The sequence below is a fragment of the Pseudomonas paraversuta genome (genome assembly GCF_904063065.1).
Taxonomy (GTDB): Bacteria; Pseudomonadota; Gammaproteobacteria; order Pseudomonadales; family Pseudomonadaceae; genus Aquipseudomonas; species Aquipseudomonas paraversuta.
This window is the reverse complement of record NZ_CAJFCL010000006.1, coordinates 181,443-202,929: the sequence shown is the minus strand read 5'-3', so window position 1 is coordinate 202,929 and position 21,487 is coordinate 181,443. Positions and strand designations below refer to the sequence as shown.

The following is a 21,487-nucleotide window of genomic DNA, read 5'->3' as shown; positions in this document are numbered from 1 at the left end:
ACAGGGCAGGTAGCGTATGGGGTCCAGCTCTATTAGAGGGTGTAATTCGATTAGAAAAACAAATTCATGAGCGGTATTTCCCACGCCTGTCGGGGAGAATCCACACTACTGGTGCTATATACAGTTCCCGGTGACATACTGATCTTCTGTATTGCCTACCCTATAAAGAACACCGCCCTACATGACCCAGCGCAAAATCATCCATGTCGACTGTGACTGTTTCTACGCCGCTATTGAAATGCGTGATGATCCGAGTCTGGCGAACAAGCCCATGGCAGTCGGGGGCTCGGCTGACCATCGTGGGGTTATTTCTACCTGTAACTATGAAGCGCGGGCTTTTGGCGTGCGTTCGGCGATGGCGTCCAGACATGCACTGAAATTGTGTCCGGATCTGGTCATCGTCAATGGCAGGATGGATGCCTATAAAGAAGCCTCCAGAGAGATACACGGCATCCTGCGTGATTACACCGAGCTGATTGAGCCGCTGTCGCTGGATGAGGCCTATCTGGATGTGTCTGACAGTCCGCATTTTGCCGGCAGCGCTACGCGTATCGCCCAGGATATCCGGCGCCGTGTGTCCAACCAGTTGCACATCACCGTGTCTGCCGGTGTGGCGCCCAATAAATTCCTGGCCAAGATCGCCAGTGACTGGAAGAAACCCAACGGACTATTCGTGATCACTCCGGATCAGGTCGAGGATTTTGTCTCGGCGTTGCCGGTCAATAAGCTGCATGGGGTGGGCAAAGTCACGGCCGACAAGCTTGGACGGCTGGGGATTGAAACCTGCCTGCAATTGCGGGACTGGAACAAGCTGGCGCTGGTGCGTGAATTCGGTAGTTTCGGTGAGCGATTGTGGGGTTTGGCACGCGGGATAGATGAGCGTCTGGTGCAGAGCGACAGCCGACGTCAGTCGGTCAGTGTTGAAAATACCTACGATACGGATTTGCCTGATCTGGCCAGCTGTCTAAGCAAACTCCCCGAGCTGCTCGCGACCCTTAATGGACGCATTGCCCGCATCGACAGCAGTTATCGTCCCGGCAAGCCGTTCGTTAAAGTGAAATTTCACGATTTCACCCAGACCACACTGGAGCAGTCCGGTGCGGGGCTTGATCTTGAGAGTTACCAGGATTTATTGAGTCAGGCATTTGCACGCGGTTCCAAGCCCGTTCGATTGCTCGGGCTTGGTGTGCGTTTGCAGGACTTGAACAACGGGTTTGAACAGCTGGAGCTGTTCAGGCGTTAGCTGATCCCGGGATCAGCCACCAGCCGACCGGCATTTTTGGTCAAGGATTGAAGGAATTCACGTTGTAACTCGGGATCGTTACGGGTGAGTTCGATCAGGCTTTGTTCCAGTTCGCTGGCTTCTTCTTCCAGACCCAGTTCCGACAGGCGCTTGACCCGATGCACCCATTGGTTGACGTCGTCACCCTCAAGGTCGTCGTAGATCAAGTTGTGCGCTTCCAGCAGCTTTCCGCGCAGGCCACTGCTGATCGACAGGGTCGAGTCCGAGTGGGTCTCGTCCTGGGCATCCTCAACCATGATGGTCAATTTGCCGATGTGATTCAGGTCCTGCTCGGCAAAAGGGCTGTCCAGCAGGTTGAGGCGCAACACGCCATTGCGGTCGGTGGTGAGTTCGTGGGTCTGTTTGCCGGCTTTTACCACCACCGGACGCTCAGCCCATGGCAGGCTCGAATATTCCAGGCGCTTGTCGCGCTGAACATCCTCGATCCCTGCCAGGTTCTGCTCGGCGCGACCGTGGGACTGTACGTTCATGGCCGGGTTCACGCCGGCGAAACCGTAGTTGATCCAGTCTTTGGTCACGCTGTCAGGCAGTTGCCCAAACATGAACACGTTCAGCACATTGGCGCCCACCCCGGCGACAATCGCCACCGCACCCAGTGGCACTTCATAGATCTCGCGCCAGGGCTGATAGGGCGTGTAGCGGTCGTAATGACGGGTGACATCGAACTCAGTGACTTCAAAAGTCTTTTGTTCGTTGATGCGCACACGGCGTTGCGGCAGCTCCAGCACCGAAGGTGAACCGACATCAATCTGCAGGCTGTGGGCCAGTAGTTTGCGCTCGATGCGCTCCTCGTGTTCGCTGCGTTGCGACATGTGATTGGCACAGCCGCTCAGCAGCAGGGCGCCGCACATGGCGGCGCCCCCGAGGGTCAGGGTGTTTCGATTGAACATGACGTCTCTATCTGGATTCAGCGGCTGATGCGCGCCTGAAGGAATGCAAGGACATCGGCAACGGGCAGGGCTTGCGCTTCTGCTTCGGTACGGCTCTTGTATTCCAGGTTGCCTTCGGCCAGGCCACGGTCACTGACGACGATCCGGTGCGGAATACCGATCAGTTCCATGTCGGCGAACTTGATGCCAGGGCTGGTTTTCTTGTCGCGGTCGTCCAGCAGAACTTCAAAACCGGCGGCCGTGAGTTGGGCGTAAAGGTTGTCAGTCGCTTCGCGAACGGCTTCGGTTTCATAGCGCAGTGGTACCAGTGCCACCTGGAAAGGTGCCAGGGCATCGCTCCAGATAATGCCGCGCTCGTCGTTGTTCTGCTCGATGGCAGCAGCGACCACACGGGAAACCCCAATGCCGTAGCAGCCCATTGCCAATGTCACGGGCTTGCCGTTCTCGCCCAGTACCTGGCACTTCATCGCTTCGCTGTACTTGGTGCCCAGCTGGAAGATGTGACCGACTTCGATACCGCGTTTGATTTCCAGCGTGCCTTTGCCGTCCGGGCTCGGGTCGCCAGCCACCACGTTGCGCAGGTCGGCAACGGTAGGTACAGGCAGATCGCGCTCCCAGTTCACGCCGAAGTAGTGCTTGTCATCGATGTTGGCACCGACGCCGAAGTCGCTCATCAGCTCGACCGAACGATCAATGATGCATGGCAGTGGCAGGTTCAACGGGCCCAGGGAGCCTGCGCCTGCGCCAATGGCGTCACGCAATTCTGCGTCCGAAGCCATGGTCAGCGGGCTAGCCACCAGCGGATGGTTACCGGCCTTGATTTCGTTCAGCTCGTGATCGCCGCGAATGACCAGTGCGATCAGTTTGCCTTCTTCGGCAGCGTGAACGATCAGGGTCTTGACGGTTTTCTCGATCGCCAGGTTGTAGCCTTCAACCAGTTGAGCAATGGTCTTGGCGTCAGGCGTGTCGACCAGGCGCAGTTCTTCGGTGGCTGCCGCGCGCGAGGTTTCAGTCGGGATGGCTTCGGCTTTTTCGATGTTGGCCGCGTAGTCCGAAGCATTGCTGAACACGATGTCATCTTCGCCAGACTCGGCCAGCACGTGGAATTCGTGGGAGCCGGCACCGCCGATGGAGCCGTTGTCAGCTTCTACCGGGCGGAAGTTCAGGCCCAGACGGGTGAATACATTGCAGTAGGCCTGGTGCATGCGGTCATAGGTGACCTGCAGCGAAGCGTTGTCGGCATGGAACGAGTAGGCGTCCTTCATGATGAATTCGCGGCCGCGCATCAAACCGAAGCGCGGACGGATTTCGTCACGGAATTTGGTCTGGATCTGGTACAGGTTGATCGGCAACTGTTTATAGCTGTTCAGCTCGTTGCGGCACAGATCGGTGATGACTTCTTCGTGGGTCGGGCCCACGCAGAATTCGCGGCCGTGGCGATCCTTGAGGCGCAGCAACTCGGGACCGTACTCTTCCCAGCGGCCTGATTCCTGCCACAACTCAGCCGGTTGAATGCTCGGCATCAGCACTTCGAGAGCGCCGGCTGCGTTCATTTCTTCGCGAACAATGGCTTCGGCCTTGCGCATGATCCGCAGGCCCATGGGCAGCCAGGTGTACAGGCCGGAAGCAAGTTTGCGAATCATGCCGGCGCGCAGCATCAGCTGATGGCTGATAACGACCGCGTCGGAAGGCGTTTCTTTCTGTGTGGCGAGCAAATATTGACTGGTGCGCATGGTTAGTCGTTGCCGTGCTGATGACTAGAAATGACTGGGCATTGTACGGCCGAGATGGGTTGGCGTACAGGGCGGACGGGGGAGCTGGAATCCCCCGGGCTGTTACGGGACTTTTTCGAGATTTACCGGGGGGTTGAGGCGTGCCCGGCGGCTTTCCTGATACCAGTGCAGACTGATCAGCAGCAGGGTGGGGACCCCCATGACGGCAGTGATGATGAAGAAGTTGTGATAACCGAACTTTTCCACCAGGACCCCTGAATAACCGCCCATCAGACGCGGTAGCAGCAGCATGATTGAGCTGAGCAGGGCGTATTGGGTGGCGGAAAACTTGAGGTTGGTCAGGCTCGACAGGTACGCCACGAACGCCGAAGTCGCCAGGCCGGAGCTGAAGTTGTCCAGTGAAATGGTGACAACCAGCATCTGCAGGTTGGGGCCCATGTCGGCCAGCAGCATAAACAGCAGGTTGGTGCCTGCCGAAGCCGCACCGCCAATCAGCAGGATCGGCAAGATGCCGAACCGCACGATCAGCAAGCCGCCCATGCCGGCGCCAACCAGGGTCATGATCAGGCCGAAAATCTTGCTCACGCCTGCGATCTGATCCTTGGTGAACCCTTGGTCGATGTAGAAAACGTTGGCCATGACCCCCATGACGGTGTCCGACATGCGATAGGTGGCGATCAGCCCAAGCAGCAGAAAGGCTTGCCAGCGATACCGCAGGATAAAGTCGTTGACCGGTGTCAGCACCGGCGCGAGCCCGCGCCGGCCTATGGACGACAGGCAGAGCACAGTGAGCAGGGTGTAGAGGATGGCACGCAGGAAAGCCCGGTCTTCGAGTACCAGGTTGACCGGGCTCACGCCTTCAAACAATACCCCGGCAAAGTCGGTGTTATAGAGCTGGGTGAACATCGCCGGAACCGAGACCAGGAGCACGATCAGGACAAAAACCGACGCCAGCTGGTGACCAAAGCTATAACGTCCTGCCTGCAGCTGGGTGCGTAGTGGTACCGGTGGTTCGCGCATGAAAAAGGTGGTCAGCAGCGCCGGAACCATCAGCAGGCCGAAGAGCACATAGGTGCCGGTCCAGGCGGAGTGCTTATAGTTGAAGCCCGTTGAACCGAAACCTTCGGCAAAAAACAGGGCGCCAGCAGTGGCCAGCAAGGCCGCCACCCGGTAACCGGACATGTAGCTGGCTGCCAGCGCGGCCTGACGGCTGTCGTCGGCAATTTCCAGGCGGTAGGCGTCCACGGCAATGTCTTGGGTGGCAGACGCGAACGACACGACAACAGCAATGGCAATCAGCCAGGAAAGATGTTTTTGCGGGTCGCAAAAGCCCATGCCGATCAGGCCGAGGATCACCAGGGTCTGGGACAGCACCAGCCATGAGCGGCGTCGGCCAAGTTTTCCGAGGAGCGGCAGGCGCCATTGATCGAGCAGCGGCGACCACACCCATTTAAAGGCGTATGCCAGACCGATCAGGCTTGCATAGCCAATAGTTTCCCGAGCCACACCGGCTTCGCGCAACCAGACAGAAAGCGTTGAAAACACCAGCATGTACGGTAAACCGGCGGCAAAACCGAGCAGCAACAGTACAAGGGTTGAGGGGCTGGAATAGGCAGCTAGCGCTTCGCGCCAGGTTTTACGGGGCATGGACTCGAGTCTGCCTCTGATTGCGGAATCAAAGGGCGCACTCTAACCGTAGTGCTCTATCGGGCGCCAGCCATGGCGTTGTAAATCCACCCGACTATTCACAATCATCAGGCCTTCGCTGCGCAAACGCGCCCGCTGCTCATCACCTGAGGGGCTACCTGCTGGCAAACTGATGCGCCCCCCGGCGGCCAGTACCCGGTGCCAGGGCAGGCGGGAACCTTCGGGCAGCTGGCTGAGCGTGCGCCCCACCCAGCGTGCCGCCCGGCCCAGGCCCGCCAGTTCGGCGAGCTGGCCATAGGTCACCACATAACCCGGGGGAACCTGCATGAGTGTCGAATACAACGCCGTACGGCGGATTTCGGCGGGGGATGGCTGGTGGCTGGTGGCTGTACTCATAGGTGAACCGGATTCAGTGACAGGACCTTAAAAAATAAAGCAGATGCTTTGTTCATCGATCCCGGGAAATGAACTACAGGGGATACATCCGGTCTTTCTTTGCCTGGGGTGTGTCCATCAGGATAATGCCGGCACTTTTTCGCAAATCTGAGTTTCGCATCTGCTTATGTTGTCCAGAACCCTGTTATGCCTTGCTGTCTTGAATGTGTCTACGCCTTTGCTTGCCGATACAGTGTGGTTGAAAAATGGTGACCGCCTGAGCGGCAAGATCAAAGTGTTTGATGGTGGCAAGTTGCTCATTCAGACCGAATACGCAGGGACTATTCCCGTTGACTGGAAGCAAGTCAAAACCCTGGAAAGCGATCAGGAATTGCTGGTCAAGCAGGATGCTTATGTTGGCGAGAAGGCCAAGTCGCTAACGGCGGCAGGGGACGGCAAGGTCACCCTGGCCAACGGAGAAGCACCGAAAACGGTAGAACTGTCCAGCATCGAGCAGATCATCAAGCCCAAGCCAGTGATTGAAGATCTGGTCTGGAAGGGTAACGTCGATGTCGCGCTGGACTACAAGCGTGCCGAGAAAAAGACCGACGACTACGACATCGACTTCAAGACCACTGCCCGCCATGGGGCCTGGCGTCACCATGCCGAAGGTGAGTACAACCGCGAGTTCCAGAACGACGTGGTGACCACCGATAACTGGAGCGCCGAATATGCCCTTGACCATTTCATTGACGAAAAATGGTACTGGCAAGGCCGGCTGACCTACAAAAGAGACAAAGTGGAAGACATTTCCCGCCAGCGCACTGTGGGTACTGGCCCGGGCTACCAGTTCTGGGATGACGAGCTGGGGTCTTTCTCCCTGGGTTCACTGTTGAACCGCACTGACTATGAATACTCCGACGGCCAAAAGGACAACTTCTACTCATTGGCCATGAAGTGGGACTACAACCGCTTTCTGTTGGGCAAAACGGTTTCGCTCTTCACCAACGGAGAGTTGGGCAAGCCTCTGGAAGGCGCTTCGGATTACAGCCTGGATGCCGAAATCGGCCTGCGTTACAAAGTCACCGAGTGGGCTTCGTTAAACCTCAAGGCTGAAAAAGATCTGATCGGCAGCGGTGGGGGCAATGACAATACGCTCAACAAAACCCGCTACAGCGCGGGTTTTGGCGTGACCTGGTGATTGTTTGAGCGCTGGGCCAGGCAGTGGGCGCCGGCTTGCCGGCGATACGGATAACCCGCTTGCTCTAATGCCTGAGCGAGCAAGCGGGCCTCCTGCAGCAGGCGGAGCAGGTTAGATGCGCAGACCGCCATCGAGCTCCAGAATCCGCCCGCTGTAGTAGTCGTTCTCAAAGATGTAGGCCGCCGAATGGGCGATTTCTTCGACTTTGCCCATGCGCTTGAGGGGAATGCCGGCAGTCATTTTTTCCAGGGCTTCGGGTTTCATGCCCAGGGTCATTTCGGTTTCGATGAAGCCGGGGGCAATTCCGGCAACGCGAATGCCGTACCGCGCCAGTTCCTTGGCCCAGGTGACTGTCGCAGCCGCTACCCCGGCCTTGGCCGCAGAGTAGTTGGTTTGCCCGACGTTACCTGCGCGCGAGATCGACGAGATATTGATGATCGCGCCCTGCTGGTTCAGCTCGATCATTTTTGCCGCCACCTCACGGGTGCACAGGAAAACCCCGGTCAGGTTGACGTCGATTACCGCCTGCCATTGCGCCAGACTCATCCTGGTCATGACGCCGTCCTTGACCTTCAGCAACAGGCCGTCGCGCAAGATCCCGGCGTTATTGATCAGGCCGTTGATCGCACCAAAGTCTTCTGCAATCTGGGTAACGGTCCGGGTAACCTGCTCTTCGTCTGCGACATTGCACAGATAGGCCCGGGCCTCGACGCCCTGAGCCTGGCAAGCCGCTACGGCCAGTTCGAGTTTTTCCGGGTTCAGGTCAACCAGCGCCAGTCTGGCGCCCTTGGCCGCCAGATACTCGGCCATGGCACGACCAAGTCCTTGGCAACCGCCAGTGATAATGATTACTTTGTCTTTCAGTTGCATAACAGCCCTCGGCAGCAAATCAGAGTGAGTCCTCGCAGGCCTTTGAAATGCGCCCTGAACTCGTCCGTTTTCGGCGGATTTTTTATTAAGGAGTCACAAGTTGAGCGTTGAAGCTGCCAAGCATGCCCGAGAATTACTGCTCAAGGAATACCGTGGCGCCTTGTCCACCCTCTCCAAAGCCATGCCGGGATTTCCCTTCGGGTCAGTGGTGCCTTACTGCCTGGACGAACAGGGCCGGCCGCTGATCCTGATCAGCCGGATTGCCCAGCACACCCACAACTTGCGCAAGGATCCCAAGTGCTCGCTGATGGTGGGCGAGCGGGGCGCTGAAGACGTTCAGGCGGTCGGTCGACTGACCTGTCTGGCCGAAGCCGAGCAATTGACCGGGGCCGAGGCCATTGAAGCCGCCGCCGAGCGTTACTACCGCTACTTCCCCGAGTCGCGCAGCTATGACACCGCTCACGCTTTCGACTTTTGGGTGTTGAACCCGGTACGCCACCGTTATATCGGCGGTTTTGGCGCCATTCACTGGCTCGACCAGGTGACTTTGCCCAACCCCTTTGCCGGAGCCGCCGAGCAACGGATGATTGAGCATATGAACAGTGACCATGCCAGTGCCATTGCGCATTACGTCGAACTGGCAGGGCTGCCCCGCACCGAACCGGCGCAGATGGTCGGTATCGACAGCGAAGGCATGCACTTGCGTATTGGTGACGGCCTTTACTGGCTGGGCTTTGCTGAAACCTGCAATACTTCGACACAAGTACGCGAAGCCTTGGTTTTTCTGGCCCGCGCGCAGGAGTGGCCGAAAAAACAGACGGCATAGCCTTGAATTCAGGAAGGCGCGCCGTCATCTAAGCTGGGTTGGAAGATATTCTTCCGGAGAGGAATCATTCGATGCGCGCTTTTCTATTGCTCTTTCTGTTGTTTCCAGTGCTAGAGCTGTACGTCTTTTTCAAGGTCAGCACCGCTATAGGGTTTTTCCCGGCGTTGTTGCTGATCATTGCCGGCTCCATGCTGGGTGTTCTGGTGGTACGCGTTGCAGGTTTGGCCACAGCCCTGAGGGCCCGTGAAAGCCTGAGTCGTGGCGAGTTGCCGGCCCAGCAAATGCTGGAAGGCCTGATGCTGGCTCTGGGTGGCGGCCTGATGGTGCTCCCGGGCTTCATCAGTGACATCGCGGGTCTGTTGCTGCTGTTCCCGCCGGTGCGTCGTTTTCTGGTTAACCGTCTGCGCAAGCGTGCAGAGGAACAAGCCATCCGTCAGCGTGCATTTGCCGATGAATTTGCAGCGCCGAGCCGACCCGGTACACACCAGCCCCTGGGCCGTGAGCCGAACGTGATTGAAGGCGAGTTCGAACATCGCGACAAGTAAGGTTTTGACGTTTTCCACACGGCACCCTGGGTGCCGTGTTTGTTTTCAGGGATTACACAGGGCTAAAAATTTCATTGGCGTGCCCTTGTAATCAGTTGATACGCCCTTATGTAACGGACACCGCAGGGTTTTGCTGGCAACAGCAGGCACCTTTGAGCGAATCGCACCCGGCATTTCCGGACTTGCAAACCCCGCCGGTTTTAACATCGGCCGATGAACACCACAATTAGGAGAGATCGACAATGAAGCTTCGTCCTCTGCATGACCGCGTCGTAATCCGTCGCAGCGAAGAAGAAAAGAAAACCGCTGGCGGTATCGTTCTGCCGGGTTCAGCTGCCGAAAAAGCCAACAGCGGTGAAATCATTGCCGTGGGTACTGGTCGCGTTCTGGACAACGGTGAAGTACGTGCGCTGGCTGTGAAAGTGGGTGACAAGGTTGTGTTCGGCCCTTACTCCGGCAGCAACACTGTAAAAGTCGACGGCGAAGACCTGCTGGTTATGGCTGAGAACGAGATTCTCGCTGTAATCGAAGGCTGATCTCCCGCTCCTTTTCCCGTTACTACAAAGTATTTAAGGAAGAACGAACATGGCTGCTAAAGAAGTTAAATTTGGTGATTCCGCCCGCAAAAAAATGCTCGCCGGTGTAAACGTCCTGGCTGACGCAGTAAAAGCGACCCTGGGTCCTAAAGGCCGTAACGTGATCATCGAGAAGAGCTTCGGCGCTCCGACCATCACCAAAGACGGCGTTTCTGTTGCCAAAGAAATCGAACTCAAAGACCGTTTCGAAAACATGGGCGCGCAGCTGGTTAAAGACGTTGCTTCCCGTGCTAACGATGACGCAGGCGACGGTACTACCACTGCAACCGTTCTGGCTCAGTCGATCGTCAACGAAGGCCTGAAAGCCGTCGCTGCCGGCATGAACCCGATGGACCTGAAACGCGGCATCGACAAGGCGACCATCGCCATTGTCAAAGAGCTGAAAACCCTGGCCAAGCCATGCGCTGACAGCAAGGCAATCGCTCAGGTAGGTACCATCTCTGCCAACTCCGACAGCTCCATCGGCGACATCATTGCCGAAGCCATGGAAAAAGTCGGTAAAGAAGGCGTGATCACTGTTGAAGAAGGCTCGGGCCTGGAAAACGAACTGTCTGTAGTTGAAGGCATGCAGTTTGACCGTGGCTACCTGTCCCCGTACTTCGTCAACAAACCAGAAACCATGACTGCCGAGCTCGACGGTCCGCTGATCCTTCTGGTCGACAAAAAAATCTCCAACATCCGTGAACTGCTGCCAGTTCTGGAAGCTGTTGCCAAAGCCGGCCGTCCGCTGCTGATCGTTTCCGAAGACGTTGAAGGCGAAGCCCTGGCGACTCTGGTTGTGAACAACATGCGCGGTATCGTGAAAGTCGTTGCTGTTAAAGCACCTGGCTTTGGTGACCGTCGCAAGGCAATGCTGCAGGACATCGCTGTTCTGACTGGCGGTACCGTTATCTCCGAAGAGATCGGTCTGAGCCTGGAAAGCGCTACCCTGGAACACCTGGGTAATGCCAAGCGCGTAACCGTAACCAAAGAAAACACCACCGTTATCGACGGTGCTGGCGTTGAAGCAGACATCCAGGCTCGCGTGACTCAGATCCGTGCCCAGGTAGCTGACACTTCGTCCGACTACGACCGTGAAAAACTGCAAGAGCGTCTGGCCAAGCTGTCCGGCGGCGTTGCAGTGATCAAGGTTGGCGCTGGTTCCGAAGTAGAAATGAAAGAGAAGAAAGCCCGCGTTGAAGACGCCCTGCACGCTACCCGTGCAGCCGTTGAAGAAGGCGTGGTACCTGGCGGTGGCGTGGCACTGGTTCGCGCTCTGCAAGCAATCGCTGACCTGAAAGGCGACAACGCTGATCAGAACGTAGGTATCGCTCTGCTGCGTCGTGCTGTTGAAGCACCTCTGCGCCAGATCGTTGCCAACTCCGGCGACGAGCCAAGCGTAGTTGTCGACAAAGTGAAGCAGGGTTCGGGTAACTACGGTTACAACGCAGCCACTGGCGAATACGGCGACATGATCGAAATGGGTATCCTTGACCCGGCCAAAGTGACTCGTTCGGCTCTGCAGGCAGCTTCTTCGATTGCCAGCCTGATGATCACCACCGAGGCGATGATCGCTGAGATCCAGGACGACAAGGCAGCTGGCGGCGGTATGCCAGACATGGGCGGCATGGGTGGTATGGGCGGCATGATGTAAGCCGGCTTTACCCCGAAACGCAAAAGCCCCGCCTGAGTAATCAGGCGGGGCTTTTTTGTGTCTGAAGAAACAGTTGAACCCTGCAGGAGCGAGCCTTAAAAGCTCGCTCCTGCAGGGAAATGGTTACTTCTGCGAGATCTGCAGCGGTGCTGCGAACACCGGTTTCCAGCTCAGCAACTGCTGCTTGTAGCCGTAGCTGGCGACCTGGTAGTAGGTGATCGCACGCTCAATCAACGGATCGGTGGCCGGTACCCGGGATTCAATACTGGCAGTCAGTGCTTCGTCGTGACGGCGCAGGCCCTGGCGCGGGCTGAGAATCGCCAGGTCCTTGCCGTCGAACAAGCCCAGATGCTGGTAATTACCCACTACCACGCGGGGTGGCAGAGGGTTTTCCTGCAGCAGGTTGCGGCCAAAGAAGGTCGATTGATAGTCCATGTTCAGCAAGCCGAGCAAGGTCGGCGCCAGGTCGATCTGGCTGGCCAGTTGTGCGCTCTCGCGGGCTTCTATGAATTTTGGCCCATAGATAAACAGCGGGATCTGGTAGTTGGTAATGGGCAAGTCTTCCTTGCCGGCGCTGCCTGCCGTGTGGTCAGCCACGAAAATGAAGATCGTGTTGTCGAACCACGGCTTTTGGCGGGCATCCTTGAGGAACTGGCCGATGGCGTAGTCGGTGTATTTCACCGCACCGTCGCGACCGTTACCCGACTTGATGTCGATACGGCCTTCTGGATAGGTATAAGGACGATGGTTGGAGGTGGTCATCAACTGCAGTAAAAACGGCTTTTGCCGGGCGTAATCGGCATCGGCCAGCTTCAGGGTTTCGCGGTACAGGTCTTCGTCAGCCATGCCCCACGCATTTTTGAAGTGGATATCGGCTTCATTGACGCTGCTTTGGTCAACCACGCGGTAACCGTTGCCGCTGAAAAATGCGTTCATGTTGTCGAAATACCCGCGGCCGCCATAGACGAACACGCTGTCATAGCCCACGGCATTGAGTTGCTGGCCAAGGCTGGCAAAGCCGCTTTCACGACCGATACGCTTGACGATCGAGCGGCCCGGGGTAGGAGGAATGGCCAGGGTAATGGCTTCCAGGCCCCGATCGGTACGGGTACCGGTGGCATAGAAGTTATTGAAGTACAGGCTCTCTTTGCGCAACTGATCCAGGTTCGGGGTCAGGTTGCGGCCGTCACCATTGCTGCCCAGGTACTTGGCGCTCAGGCTTTCGATGGTCACCAGCACAATGTTTGGCTGGCGCGCAGTCCCCGGGTTGTCGATGTTGCGCCGGATATCCAGCGGGTCCTTGCCGACAAATGTGGCATTGGGTTCCGTGAGCTCGGTGCGCAGCTGTCTGGCGACCACGTCGGCAGGCAGGCTGGCGTAGAACTGCTGGTAGTCCAGTTCGTTGTTACGGAATGCGGCGAAGAACTGGTACGGGCCGTTGCTCGCCAGTTCGTGCTGATAGGCGTTGCCGCCCTGGCCGCGCGGGCCGTCCTGATCAAGCAACTGCAGGCTCAAGCCTGCCACCAGCAGCAAACCGGCGAAGGTTGCCAGGCGAGCGCGAAAGGTGGGCAGCGGGGCATTCATGGCGGCATTGAACGGTTTGCGCAAGGCAACACTCAGAACAATGGCCGCGACGCCGATGGCACTGAGCAGCAGGCCGATTGGATACGACTCCAGCACGTTATTCAGCACTTCATCGGAGTAAACCAGGTAATCCACGGCGATAAAGTTAAAGCGCACACCGAACTCGTCCCAGAACAGGAATTCGGCCACTGCGGTGAACAGCATGGCGAACAGGCTCACGGTCAGCAGGCCTTGCAGGAACCAGCGATGGCCACGACGGCGCCAAAGGGCGGGCGGGCACAGCAGCAAATACAGACCCAGGGGCAAGGCGGCGTAGGTCAAAAACCCCAGATCGTAGAGCAGGCCAATGCCAAACACCGGCAACCAGCTATTACCAGCCTCGCCCAAATGGGTGAACAGCAAGACGCCTCGGGTGATTAAAAAGGTCGCCAGCCAACAGCCTGTCAACAGAAGCAGATAGCGCATTGGCGCGGTGGACAGCAGACGCATTAGTGTTTTTCCTTAAACCCGTGGGGGGCGTGAGTGTGCGGGCGCCACTGTATTGGCTTTGTGAACCGTGAGTAAAAAAAATGTCAGATTTGGGCGTTCTTCAACTAAATAGAGTGATGGTCTTGCAGCGCTGGCTCTCGGTCGTGCTAAGACTTAAGCTGCGCGGGCCAAGACGGTCGTAACTGCGTACGGAGAAAGTGCCCATGAGAATTCTACTGGTTGAAGACAACCGCGATATCCTTGCCAATCTGGCGGACTACCTGGGGCTTAAGGGCTATACCGTTGACTGCGCGCAGGACGGTTTGTCAGGTCTGCATCTGGCGGCCACCGAGCATTACGACCTTATCGTGCTCGACATCATGTTGCCCGGGATCGACGGTTACACCTTGTGCAAGCGCTTGCGTGAAGATGCGCGACGCGATACTCCGGTGATCATGCTCACCGCCCGCGACCAGCTCGACGACCGCCTGCAGGGCTTCAAGTCCGGCGCCGATGACTACCTGCTCAAACCCTTTGCCTTGTCGGAACTGGCGGCACGCATTGAAGCAGTATTGCGCCGGGCTCAGGGGGGCGGGCGACGCGAGCTGCAAGTGGGCGATCTGAAATACGACCTCGATACCCTTGAAGTAACCCGCGAAGGGCGCCTGCTCAAGCTCAACCCGGTGGGGCTCAAGTTGCTGGCCGTATTAATGCAGAAAAGCCCCCACGTGTTGCGCCGTGAAGTGCTGGAGGAGGCCTTGTGGGGCGATGACTGCCCTGACAGCGACAGCCTGCGCAGCCATGTGCACCAGTTGCGTCAGGTGATCGACAAGCCGTTCGACAAGCCGTTATTGCAAACCGTACATGGTGTCGGCTACCGCCTCGCCGAGAGTCGTGATGGAGTTTAAGCAAAGCCTTGCCCAGCGGATCATCATTGCCTTCGCACTCATGAGTGCGCTGGTGGCAGGTACATTCGCCCTGGGCATTGTTGCCACCGTTCACCTGGTCGAAGAAAAACTCATTTCAGCGGGCCTGGGCGGCGACCTGCAACGCCTGTTGTTGATGGACAACATTGCCGACTGGAACCATCGACCGGAGCCTGACCAGCTGTTTTATTACAGTGGCGGGCGCGGCGATTTCGCTTTGCCCAAAGACCTGCGCCATCTTGATCCGGGTTTTCATGAAGTGTTCCGCGACCAGCTGTCGTACCACGCCATGGTCGAAGTGGTTGACGGTCGGCGCTATGTATTGCTGCAGGACCAAAGTGATTTCGAAGAACGTGAGCGCGTGTTGTTTGCCGTGGTCGTGGTCGGTTTTGTACTGGCATTGGCCCTGGCGGTCTTTTTAGGCTGGATTCTGGCCCGCAGGGTCATGGCCCCCGTGGTGCGTCTGGCGCGCCAAGTGCGTCATCGTGATCAGTTGCTGGGCCTGGCTCCGCCTTTGGCGCCGGATTACGCGGCCGATGAAGTGGGCGAGTTGGCGGTGGCGTTCGACGCTACCCTGGGGCGCCTGCGCGACACCCTGACCCGTGAGCGGCTGTTCACCAGCGATGTCAGCCATGAGTTGCGTACCCCGCTGATGGTACTGGCCAGTTCGTGCGAGCTTTTGCTGGAAAATCCGGCGCTGGACCCGCGCAGCCGCTCGCAAGTCGAGCGAATCTCGCGCGCCTGTGAAGAAATGCGCGAGCTGGTACAGACCTTCCTGATGCTGGCCAGGGCACAGCACGAAGATGCCAGCATGTCGCCGAAAGTGACCCTCACTACCGTGGCCGAAGGCCTGATCAGCTTGTGGCGCGGCCCCATTGAAGCCAAGGGCCTGACCCTGATCTACGATCCGGGGCAGCCACTGGATACCCGTTATAACGCGACCTTCCTGCACGCCGTCATGGGCAACTTGCTACGAAATGCCCTGCATTACACCGACACCGGTTTCATCCGGTTGAGCCTCGAGCCCACCGGATTTGTGGTGGAAGACAGCGGTGTGGGGATTCCCGAAGAAAAACGCCAGGCCATGTTCCAGCCTTTTGTAAGGGGCAGCGAAAAACGCGGGGAAGGGCTGGGGTTGGGGCTGTCGCTGGTGCAACGGATCTGTGACAGCCAGGGCTGGCGGGTAACGCTGACCACCATGGAGCCCAACGGGTGCCGCTTTCACGTTGAATTGAACCCGGTTGATGTCTGATATGTCCTGCCATGGCCAGCGTCCTGCTGGCCATTCCCCTTTCAGGGTTTAGTTTTTGAAGTGGCCCAGAGCCATTATTGGTGGTCTGTAAAACCCTGTAACGTCTGATCGGGCCAAGGCACGAAATTTTCACCCGGTGATGACCTGATGCATACGTTCTCCTGATTAAGGTAGCGCTTACACGCTTCAGGAGAGCCGTCATGAGCTCCACAATCAAACTCAAGTTTTCTGAAAAGTACGATCAAAAGCACGCCGCCGAGTACCTGGAAAAACATCAGGACGGGCTCGCCCGACGCCTTTCGCACAAGCGTGATGAGCAGTTGGCGCGCAAGGCCCTGGCATTGGCCGGCGAGCCGGGCCTGGTACTGGATCTTCCTTGTGGCGCAGGGCGTTTCTGGCCGTTGCTGGCCGAAAAGACCAACCGCGAAATCATTGGTGCGGATTACTCTGCATCCATGCTGGAAGTGGCATCGAAGGCACAGCCTGCGCAAGTGGTCAAACGGGTACGGCGTTTGCAGACATCTGCATTTGATATCGATCTGCCAGATAACGCGGTCGACAGTATTTTCAGCATGCGCCTGCTGCACCACATTGGTGATGCAAGTCACCGGATGGCTCTGTTACGGGAGTTTCACCGTGTCAGCCGGGACAGTGTGATCATTTCGCTGTGGGTCGATGGCAATTTCAAAGCCTGGAAACGCAACCGCCTGCAACGTCAGCGTGAAGCCGATGGCGGGTCGGACGGGTATCAGAATCGTTTTGTGTTACCGGCGGTGACTGTTGAAGCCGAGTTTAAAAAAGCCGGGTTCGTTGTTCAGAATCATTTGGATTTTATCCCGCTGTATGCGATGTGGCGGGTTTACATATTACGCAAGAGGTAACCCATGGCCGTTGAATTTGTATCTCCACCCCAAGCTGCAACTGAAGACCGCTTCGAGTACTACTGGCAGCAGCAAGGCGAGTGGGTCGAGGAGCCGAATCAGCGTCGCGGCGGTGAGAGTGGTGTGCAGCGAATTCGCGATGCCGGTGGACGATTGCTTTACGCCAAACGCCAGGTCGGTCATACCTACCGTAGCTGGCGTTACCCGCTGGGCCGGCCGACGGTATTGCGTGAGCGTGATGCACTGCTGGCCATGCAGGGTTTGGCGGTGGGGGTACCCGAGTTGGTGTACTGCGGGGCAAAACAGGGTGCAGACCGTCAATGGCGCGCACTGCTGGTGACCGCAGCCCTTGACGGCTTTATCGAAATTGACAACTGGTACGCCGCCGGTGGGCGTGAACGCCATGGTGAAGCGATCCATGAGCGGGTGCTGGAAGCCATTGCCCATACCCTGGCGCGCATGCATCTGGGACGTTGGCAGCATGGTTGCCTGTACCCCAAGCACGTCTTCGTACGGGTCACCGCAGACGGTGAAAGTGCCGTGGTCGACATCGCCCTGCTGGACCTTGAAAAAAGCCGGCAACGCCTGACTCCGCACAAAGCTGCCTCCCACGATCTCAAGCAACTGCGTCGCCACTCGTCGTGGAATGCCGCCGACTGGAACAAATTGATCTACTTTTACGAGAAGGTGTTTGGCAGCGCCATCAAAGGTTTACGGTGATGAAGAGAGAAATAGCACGAGGTTTGTTTCTACTGGTCGCTCTGGCCATTGCTTCTGTGGCGCTGGCCGCCTGGGAGCAGCCCAAGCCCCAGGTATTCAGCGGTGCAGTCAGCGGGGCCAGTTGCCCGCTACCGCGAGTTGCGAAAGTGGCGAGCGTAGCGACGCCAGATCACGACCTGTTGCTGTTCATGTTTGGCATGGCCCAGGGCATGAAATCCCAGGGCTGAAGCCGCAGGCTGTGCCAGGGGCCCCGGGACCTTGAGTCATGGGGCTCTGGATTTACATCACATGCAAATGGTTGTCCCACAGCCCCGATGGCAAATCCAGCGGTTTGGCTGTCAGCTCACTCTGGCGGCAGTCATAGAAACGGCAACGACCCTGACCGGATGTAACCACAAAGCCATCCTCTACCGCAGCCACCCCGGCGCAATCGGGTAACGGCGCATCGAGGCGCAAGTCACCGCTGTCCAGATCCCAGACAAAGAACCGGTTGCCCCGCGGAGCGGTCAATGCAACCAGCCGCAACCCGCTGTGTACCGCCACACTGGCCGTGTAATGGCCCATGGCACGCAGTTGCTGCTCTGCCACCGGGAAGGGTTCGAAGGGCTGACCAGGAAGCTTGATCGCCAGCAATTCGGACAATGTGTGGGCCTCGCCCATGAATTGCTGACACGCAACGATGGTGCCGTCAGTTGCAATTGCAAGATGGCGCACGCTGTTCATCTGCTGGCTCAAGGTCTCTTTGCTCAGCAACGTCCCGTCGCGCTGCATCAGGACCAGGCTGGGCTCCATCGCATTCAGATTCATCTCGATCCGGCTTTCGGCCTCGGTACGAATCCCGCCGTTGGCCACCACCAGCGTCTCGCCGTCGGGCATCCACGACACCTGATGCGGGCCAACGCCGTGGGTCGGGATTTCGCCACTGTGAACCAGGCGCCCGTCTGCAAAGCGATAAACCCCCAGTAAGCCACGTCCCGGGTCGGTGGTGTCATTTTCAGTGGTGTAGAGCCATTCGCCGTCTTTATGGATCACCGCATGGCCGTAAAAATGTCGATCGGGCAGCGATGTCAGGGTTTGTAGCAACTGCCCGTCTGCAAGGTTGATCAGGTAGCTCTCGGTGCCGGGGCGCCGCGCGACAAACAGCGCAATGGGCAGCGAAGGGTGATTGATGATGTCATGGCAGCGCTGGCCGACCCGGGTGCTGAACACCTGGGTACCGTCCAGCCGATAGCCGACGGCAAAGTGATTGCCGTCCACATCGTCACGGGCACTCAACAGCAGCGGGCTCTGGCCTTTTTGTTTAAACAGTGACCAGCCGCCCAACGTGACGGCGCTCAGTAGTAAACCACCGAGCTTGAGAGCTTGCCTGCGCATCATCGACCCCTCTTTCATCAGTCGCCGTCGTTGGCGTTAAAGCCCAACTGAATGCCCAGGGCCTTGGCCAGTTCGCCTTCGTGCAGGCGGTGAACCACGTTCAGGCTGTCGTAGATGGCGTCCAGCTGGGCGCGACCTGCGTCGTCAGCCAGCAATTCATTGAGCGAACGCTGGTTGTCATTGAACAGCTTGAGCGAAGCGGCATAGGCAGCGTCGATCTTGTCAGCCAACGGCTTTTGATCAGCAGGCAACAAGCCACGCAAGCCTTGGTTGTCGACCCCGACCCAGACGGTCTGGGCGGCAGCGAGGCTGGCAGCCAGGCTTTGCAGCGATGACTGGCTGCGCCATGCGTCGGCCTGGAATGGCTGGGCGATGCCCTTGCTCTGGCGGCCCATCGGGGTGCCGAGCTTTTTCTTCAGGGTATCGAGTGCCGTGACCTGTACCCGCAACAGATCAGCAATGGCCTCGTGGGAGTCGGCATAGCGCTGGTTAGGGAACTTGGTCATTTGCGCGAGCATGCCGTCGGTGCTGTTCCAGCTGGCCAGAATCTCTTCGGCCAGTTGTTTCTGGCGTTCGCCAATGGCACTCAACAACGGGCAGTAACGGGCTTTTTGTGCAGCATCAGCCAGGTCGATATTGCTGTCGAACAGAATGTATTCGTAGGCTGACAGGCCTTGCACCACAACGCTGGACTTGGCCAGGGCATCGGCATCGATCTGGGGCTGGGCTACCACCAGTTGCTCAACCTGACGTCCGACCAGGTTTTTCTTGTCCGGCCAGAACTGGACCTGCCACGAGCGATTGCCTTCGGCCAGCGGACCGATCAGCAAGGGTTGCAGCTCGGCCCAGGCTTTTTGCGCGTGCAAGAAGTCAGCCCTGGCGGTTTCCAGTGTTTCTTTGCCCTGGCAGAAGGCCAGGGCACTGACCGCCAGTTGGCGGTCGGCATCGACCCAGCGGCTGTAGGTCGGCAAAATCACCTGTTTGGCAATCGCCGCCGAGGTGACGGCTTGCGGGTCTTGTGGCGAGCATGCGGCCAGAGCGATCGCGGCAAGGCTGGTGAACAAAAGCTTGGGTCGAAACATGTCGGGGTCCCCGATCTTGTAAGGCGTTAAAGAGAGTTCAGGAACGCCAGCAACGCTGCGCGCTGCCCGGCATCGAATTGCAGCACCTGCTGTCTGGCCTGTTCGGCCTCACCACCGTGCCAGAGCACGGCTTCGAGCAGGTTGCGTGCACGTCCATCGTGCAAAAACCGGGTGTGTCCACTGACTGTCCGGGTCAGACCTATACCCCACAGTGGCGCGGTGCGCCAGTCGCGCCCGGAGGCGGCGAACTCTGTGCGGTTGTCGGCCAGACCGTCGCCCATATCGTGGAGCAACAGGTCGCTGTAAGGGTGAATCACCTGGTTGGCCAGTTCGGGTTCAGCGGCGTTGGCCGAGGTGGTGAACGTCGGCGTATGGCACGACGCACAGCCTGCCTGGTAAAACAGGTTCTTGCCGGCCAGCACCTGGGGCGAGTCGACATCCCGTCGTGCAGGCACGGCGAGGTTGCGGGTATAGAACTCGACGAGCCGCAGAATGTTGTCACTGACCTCTGGCTCGCCATCCGGGCCATTGCCGTTGGGGGCTTGAAGACAGTCAGTTTGGGCCGGGGTGCAGTCATCAACGGGTCTCAGGGACGTGGTGAGCCCCATATCACCAGAAAAGGCGTGAACGTTTTGTTGATTGAGGTTCGGTTGACCGGCTTTCCAGCCAAAGCGCCCCAGAACAGTCTTTTGTTGCGCATCATCCCAGACCCGGTTCGGACGTCCGGCAACCCCGTCACCTGTGTTGGCATTGGCCAGAATCGCCTCTTCGGGGATGGCCTCAAGCAAACCCAGGCCAATCATCGGCGGTGCAACGCGTGCCGAGAAACGGGTGTCCGGGTGCATCGGGCCATAACCGAGCTGGGTGATTTGCAGTGTCGGTTTTTGCAGCTCGACTGCCGTGCCGTCCTTGAAATGTACCAGCACCGGCTGGTATTCGACCCGCACCTTGCCTTCGGGGGCAACGCCGGGCACGGCCATGTCCTGCAACTGAGCGCCATAAACCGGTTCTGGCACTACCCCGGTCTGCTCGATCAACCTGGCATAGGCGGGTTGATCGGGAATCGACAGGCGTACCAGCATGGACACCGAGTTGACGGCGTCCGGCGCAGGAGGGTGGCCGCGACCGTCCTTGATATGGCAGTTCTGACAGGCATTGGTATTGAACAGCGGGCCCAGGCCGTCACGTGCGGTGGTGGTGGAGGGGGCTATGACCCAGGGGCTGCGAAAGAAACTGTTGCCGACACTGAAATCCAGACGCCGGCTTGGCGAAAGGTTGGCGGAGGGCATGGAGAACGCATTTCGATCGGCTTTACCCACTGTCGTATCCCCGCCGGAGCGGGCTTCACCGGGCTCGGGTTGGGTAAAACGCGGGGCATCATCACAGCCGCCAAGGCCCAGGGCCAATAGCAGCAGAGACAGGCGAAGAGGCAGCGAAGGCATCAAGCGTCCAGATCAGCGAGCAAAATCGAGGGCGCAAAGTTTATCAGGGAAGGTGAATTGAAATAAGAGGGATTAGCATTTGGTTTGATCAGGGGCAGGTTTTCGTTCCTGTGCACGGAGGGAATTGCTCCACCTTGCA

General features: G+C 58.1%; 20 protein-coding genes. 11 read left to right on the top strand and 9 right to left on the bottom strand.

Annotated elements, in window-relative coordinates:
- The first annotated feature begins 181 nt into the window (after positions 1-181).
- A complete protein-coding gene (gene dinB / locus JQ845_RS14215) occupies positions 182-1,243 on the top strand; it encodes a DNA polymerase IV (RefSeq protein ID WP_003443002.1) in 1,062 nt (353 codons plus the stop codon).
- Here dinB and JQ845_RS14210 read toward each other — a convergent pair.
- From JQ845_RS14210 to JQ845_RS14195, 4 genes are all read right to left on the bottom strand, one after another.
- A complete protein-coding gene (locus tag JQ845_RS14210) occupies positions 1,240-2,193 on the bottom strand; it encodes a hypothetical protein (protein ID WP_003442999.1) in 954 nt (317 codons plus the stop codon). The genes dinB and JQ845_RS14210 overlap by 4 nt on opposite strands.
- Positions 2,194-2,210: 17 nt before the next feature.
- Entirely contained in the window at positions 2,211-3,926 is a 1,716-nt protein-coding gene (locus tag JQ845_RS14205; protein ID WP_003442995.1) for a proline--tRNA ligase, read from the bottom strand.
- Between the two features lie 102 nt (positions 3,927-4,028).
- Positions 4,029-5,573, bottom strand: coding sequence for an AmpG family muropeptide MFS transporter (locus JQ845_RS14200; protein WP_003442994.1), 1,545 nt, complete (start codon positions 5,571-5,573; stop codon positions 4,029-4,031).
- A 42-nt stretch (positions 5,574-5,615) separates the two neighbouring features.
- On the bottom strand, positions 5,616-5,969 hold the full coding sequence (locus tag JQ845_RS14195) for an MGMT family protein (protein ID WP_003442993.1): 354 nt from the start codon (positions 5,967-5,969) through the stop codon (positions 5,616-5,618).
- A 166-nt stretch (positions 5,970-6,135) separates the two neighbouring features.
- On the opposite strand from JQ845_RS14195, the gene JQ845_RS14190 reads away from it, so the two are divergent.
- Positions 6,136-7,149, top strand: coding sequence for a DUF481 domain-containing protein (locus JQ845_RS14190; RefSeq protein ID WP_003442992.1), 1,014 nt, complete (start codon positions 6,136-6,138; stop codon positions 7,147-7,149).
- A 111-nt stretch (positions 7,150-7,260) separates the two neighbouring features.
- On the opposite strand, the gene JQ845_RS14185 is transcribed toward JQ845_RS14190, so the two are convergent.
- Positions 7,261-8,019, bottom strand: a complete 759-nt coding sequence (locus tag JQ845_RS14185; protein WP_060781731.1) for an SDR family oxidoreductase — start codon at positions 8,017-8,019, stop codon at positions 7,261-7,263.
- A gap of 100 nt (positions 8,020-8,119) precedes the next feature.
- Between JQ845_RS14185 and JQ845_RS14180 the strand changes: the two genes are divergently transcribed.
- The 4 genes from JQ845_RS14180 to groL all read left to right on the top strand — a co-directional run bounded on the left by JQ845_RS14180 (position 8,120) and on the right by groL (position 11,619).
- Positions 8,120-8,845: a HugZ family pyridoxamine 5'-phosphate oxidase gene (locus tag JQ845_RS14180; protein WP_003442987.1), complete on the top strand. Its 726-nt coding sequence runs from the start codon at positions 8,120-8,122 to the stop codon at positions 8,843-8,845.
- Positions 8,846-8,916: 71 nt separating this feature from the next.
- Positions 8,917-9,390: an FxsA family protein gene (locus JQ845_RS14175; RefSeq protein WP_160626889.1), complete on the top strand. Its 474-nt coding sequence runs from the start codon at positions 8,917-8,919 to the stop codon at positions 9,388-9,390.
- Between the two features lie 242 nt (positions 9,391-9,632).
- Complete coding sequence (locus JQ845_RS14170; RefSeq protein ID WP_003442977.1) at positions 9,633-9,926, top strand: co-chaperone GroES; 294 nt, start codon at positions 9,633-9,635, stop codon at positions 9,924-9,926.
- 49 nt (positions 9,927-9,975) lie between these two features.
- Positions 9,976-11,619, top strand: a complete 1,644-nt coding sequence (gene groL / locus JQ845_RS14165; protein ID WP_003442974.1) for a chaperonin GroEL — start codon at positions 9,976-9,978, stop codon at positions 11,617-11,619.
- 123 nt (positions 11,620-11,742) lie between these two features.
- On the opposite strand, the gene JQ845_RS14160 is transcribed toward groL, so the two are convergent.
- On the bottom strand, positions 11,743-13,692 hold the full coding sequence (locus JQ845_RS14160) for an LTA synthase family protein (protein WP_003442971.1): 1,950 nt from the start codon (positions 13,690-13,692) through the stop codon (positions 11,743-11,745).
- Positions 13,693-13,895: 203 nt separating this feature from the next.
- Here JQ845_RS14160 and colR point away from each other — a divergent pair, with 203 nt between their 5' ends.
- The 5 genes from colR (at position 13,896) to JQ845_RS14135 (ending at position 17,677) form a co-directional block, all read left to right on the top strand.
- Entirely contained in the window at positions 13,896-14,579 is a 684-nt protein-coding gene (gene colR / locus JQ845_RS14155) for a two-component system response regulator ColR (protein ID WP_060690978.1), read from the top strand.
- The gene (locus tag JQ845_RS14150; protein WP_003442958.1) at positions 14,569-15,849 is read left to right on the top strand and encodes a sensor histidine kinase; all 1,281 of its coding nucleotides are present in this window, start codon (positions 14,569-14,571) and stop codon (positions 15,847-15,849) included. The genes colR and JQ845_RS14150 overlap by 11 nt, the downstream gene beginning before the upstream one ends.
- A gap of 200 nt (positions 15,850-16,049) precedes the next feature.
- Positions 16,050-16,730 carry a class I SAM-dependent methyltransferase gene (locus tag JQ845_RS14145; RefSeq protein ID WP_003442955.1) on the top strand — a complete coding sequence of 227 codons (681 nt, stop codon included), beginning with the start codon at positions 16,050-16,052 and terminating at the stop codon, positions 16,728-16,730.
- A gap of 3 nt (positions 16,731-16,733) precedes the next feature.
- Positions 16,734-17,450, top strand: a complete 717-nt coding sequence (locus JQ845_RS14140) for a lipopolysaccharide kinase InaA family protein (RefSeq protein WP_003442953.1) — start codon at positions 16,734-16,736, stop codon at positions 17,448-17,450.
- Entirely contained in the window at positions 17,450-17,677 is a 228-nt protein-coding gene (locus JQ845_RS14135; protein ID WP_003442952.1) for a hypothetical protein, read from the top strand. Before JQ845_RS14140 ends, JQ845_RS14135 begins: the two co-directional genes overlap by 1 nt.
- Positions 17,678-17,729: 52 nt before the next feature.
- On the opposite strand, the gene JQ845_RS14130 is transcribed toward JQ845_RS14135, so the two are convergent.
- From JQ845_RS14130 to JQ845_RS14120, 3 genes are read right to left on the bottom strand one after another with little or no spacing between them, the layout of a single operon-like run.
- On the bottom strand, positions 17,730-18,827 hold the full coding sequence (locus JQ845_RS14130) for a DUF1513 domain-containing protein (RefSeq protein WP_203009162.1): 1,098 nt from the start codon (positions 18,825-18,827) through the stop codon (positions 17,730-17,732).
- Between the two features lie 14 nt (positions 18,828-18,841).
- Positions 18,842-19,906 (bottom strand): imelysin family protein, encoded by a 1,065-nt coding sequence (locus JQ845_RS14125; RefSeq protein ID WP_003442948.1) that lies wholly within the window; start codon positions 19,904-19,906, stop codon positions 18,842-18,844.
- Between the two features lie 26 nt (positions 19,907-19,932).
- Positions 19,933-21,348 carry a di-heme oxidoreductase family protein gene (locus JQ845_RS14120; RefSeq protein WP_203009161.1) on the bottom strand — a complete coding sequence of 472 codons (1,416 nt, stop codon included), beginning with the start codon at positions 21,346-21,348 and terminating at the stop codon, positions 19,933-19,935.
- Positions 21,349-21,487: the final 139 nt, after the last annotated feature.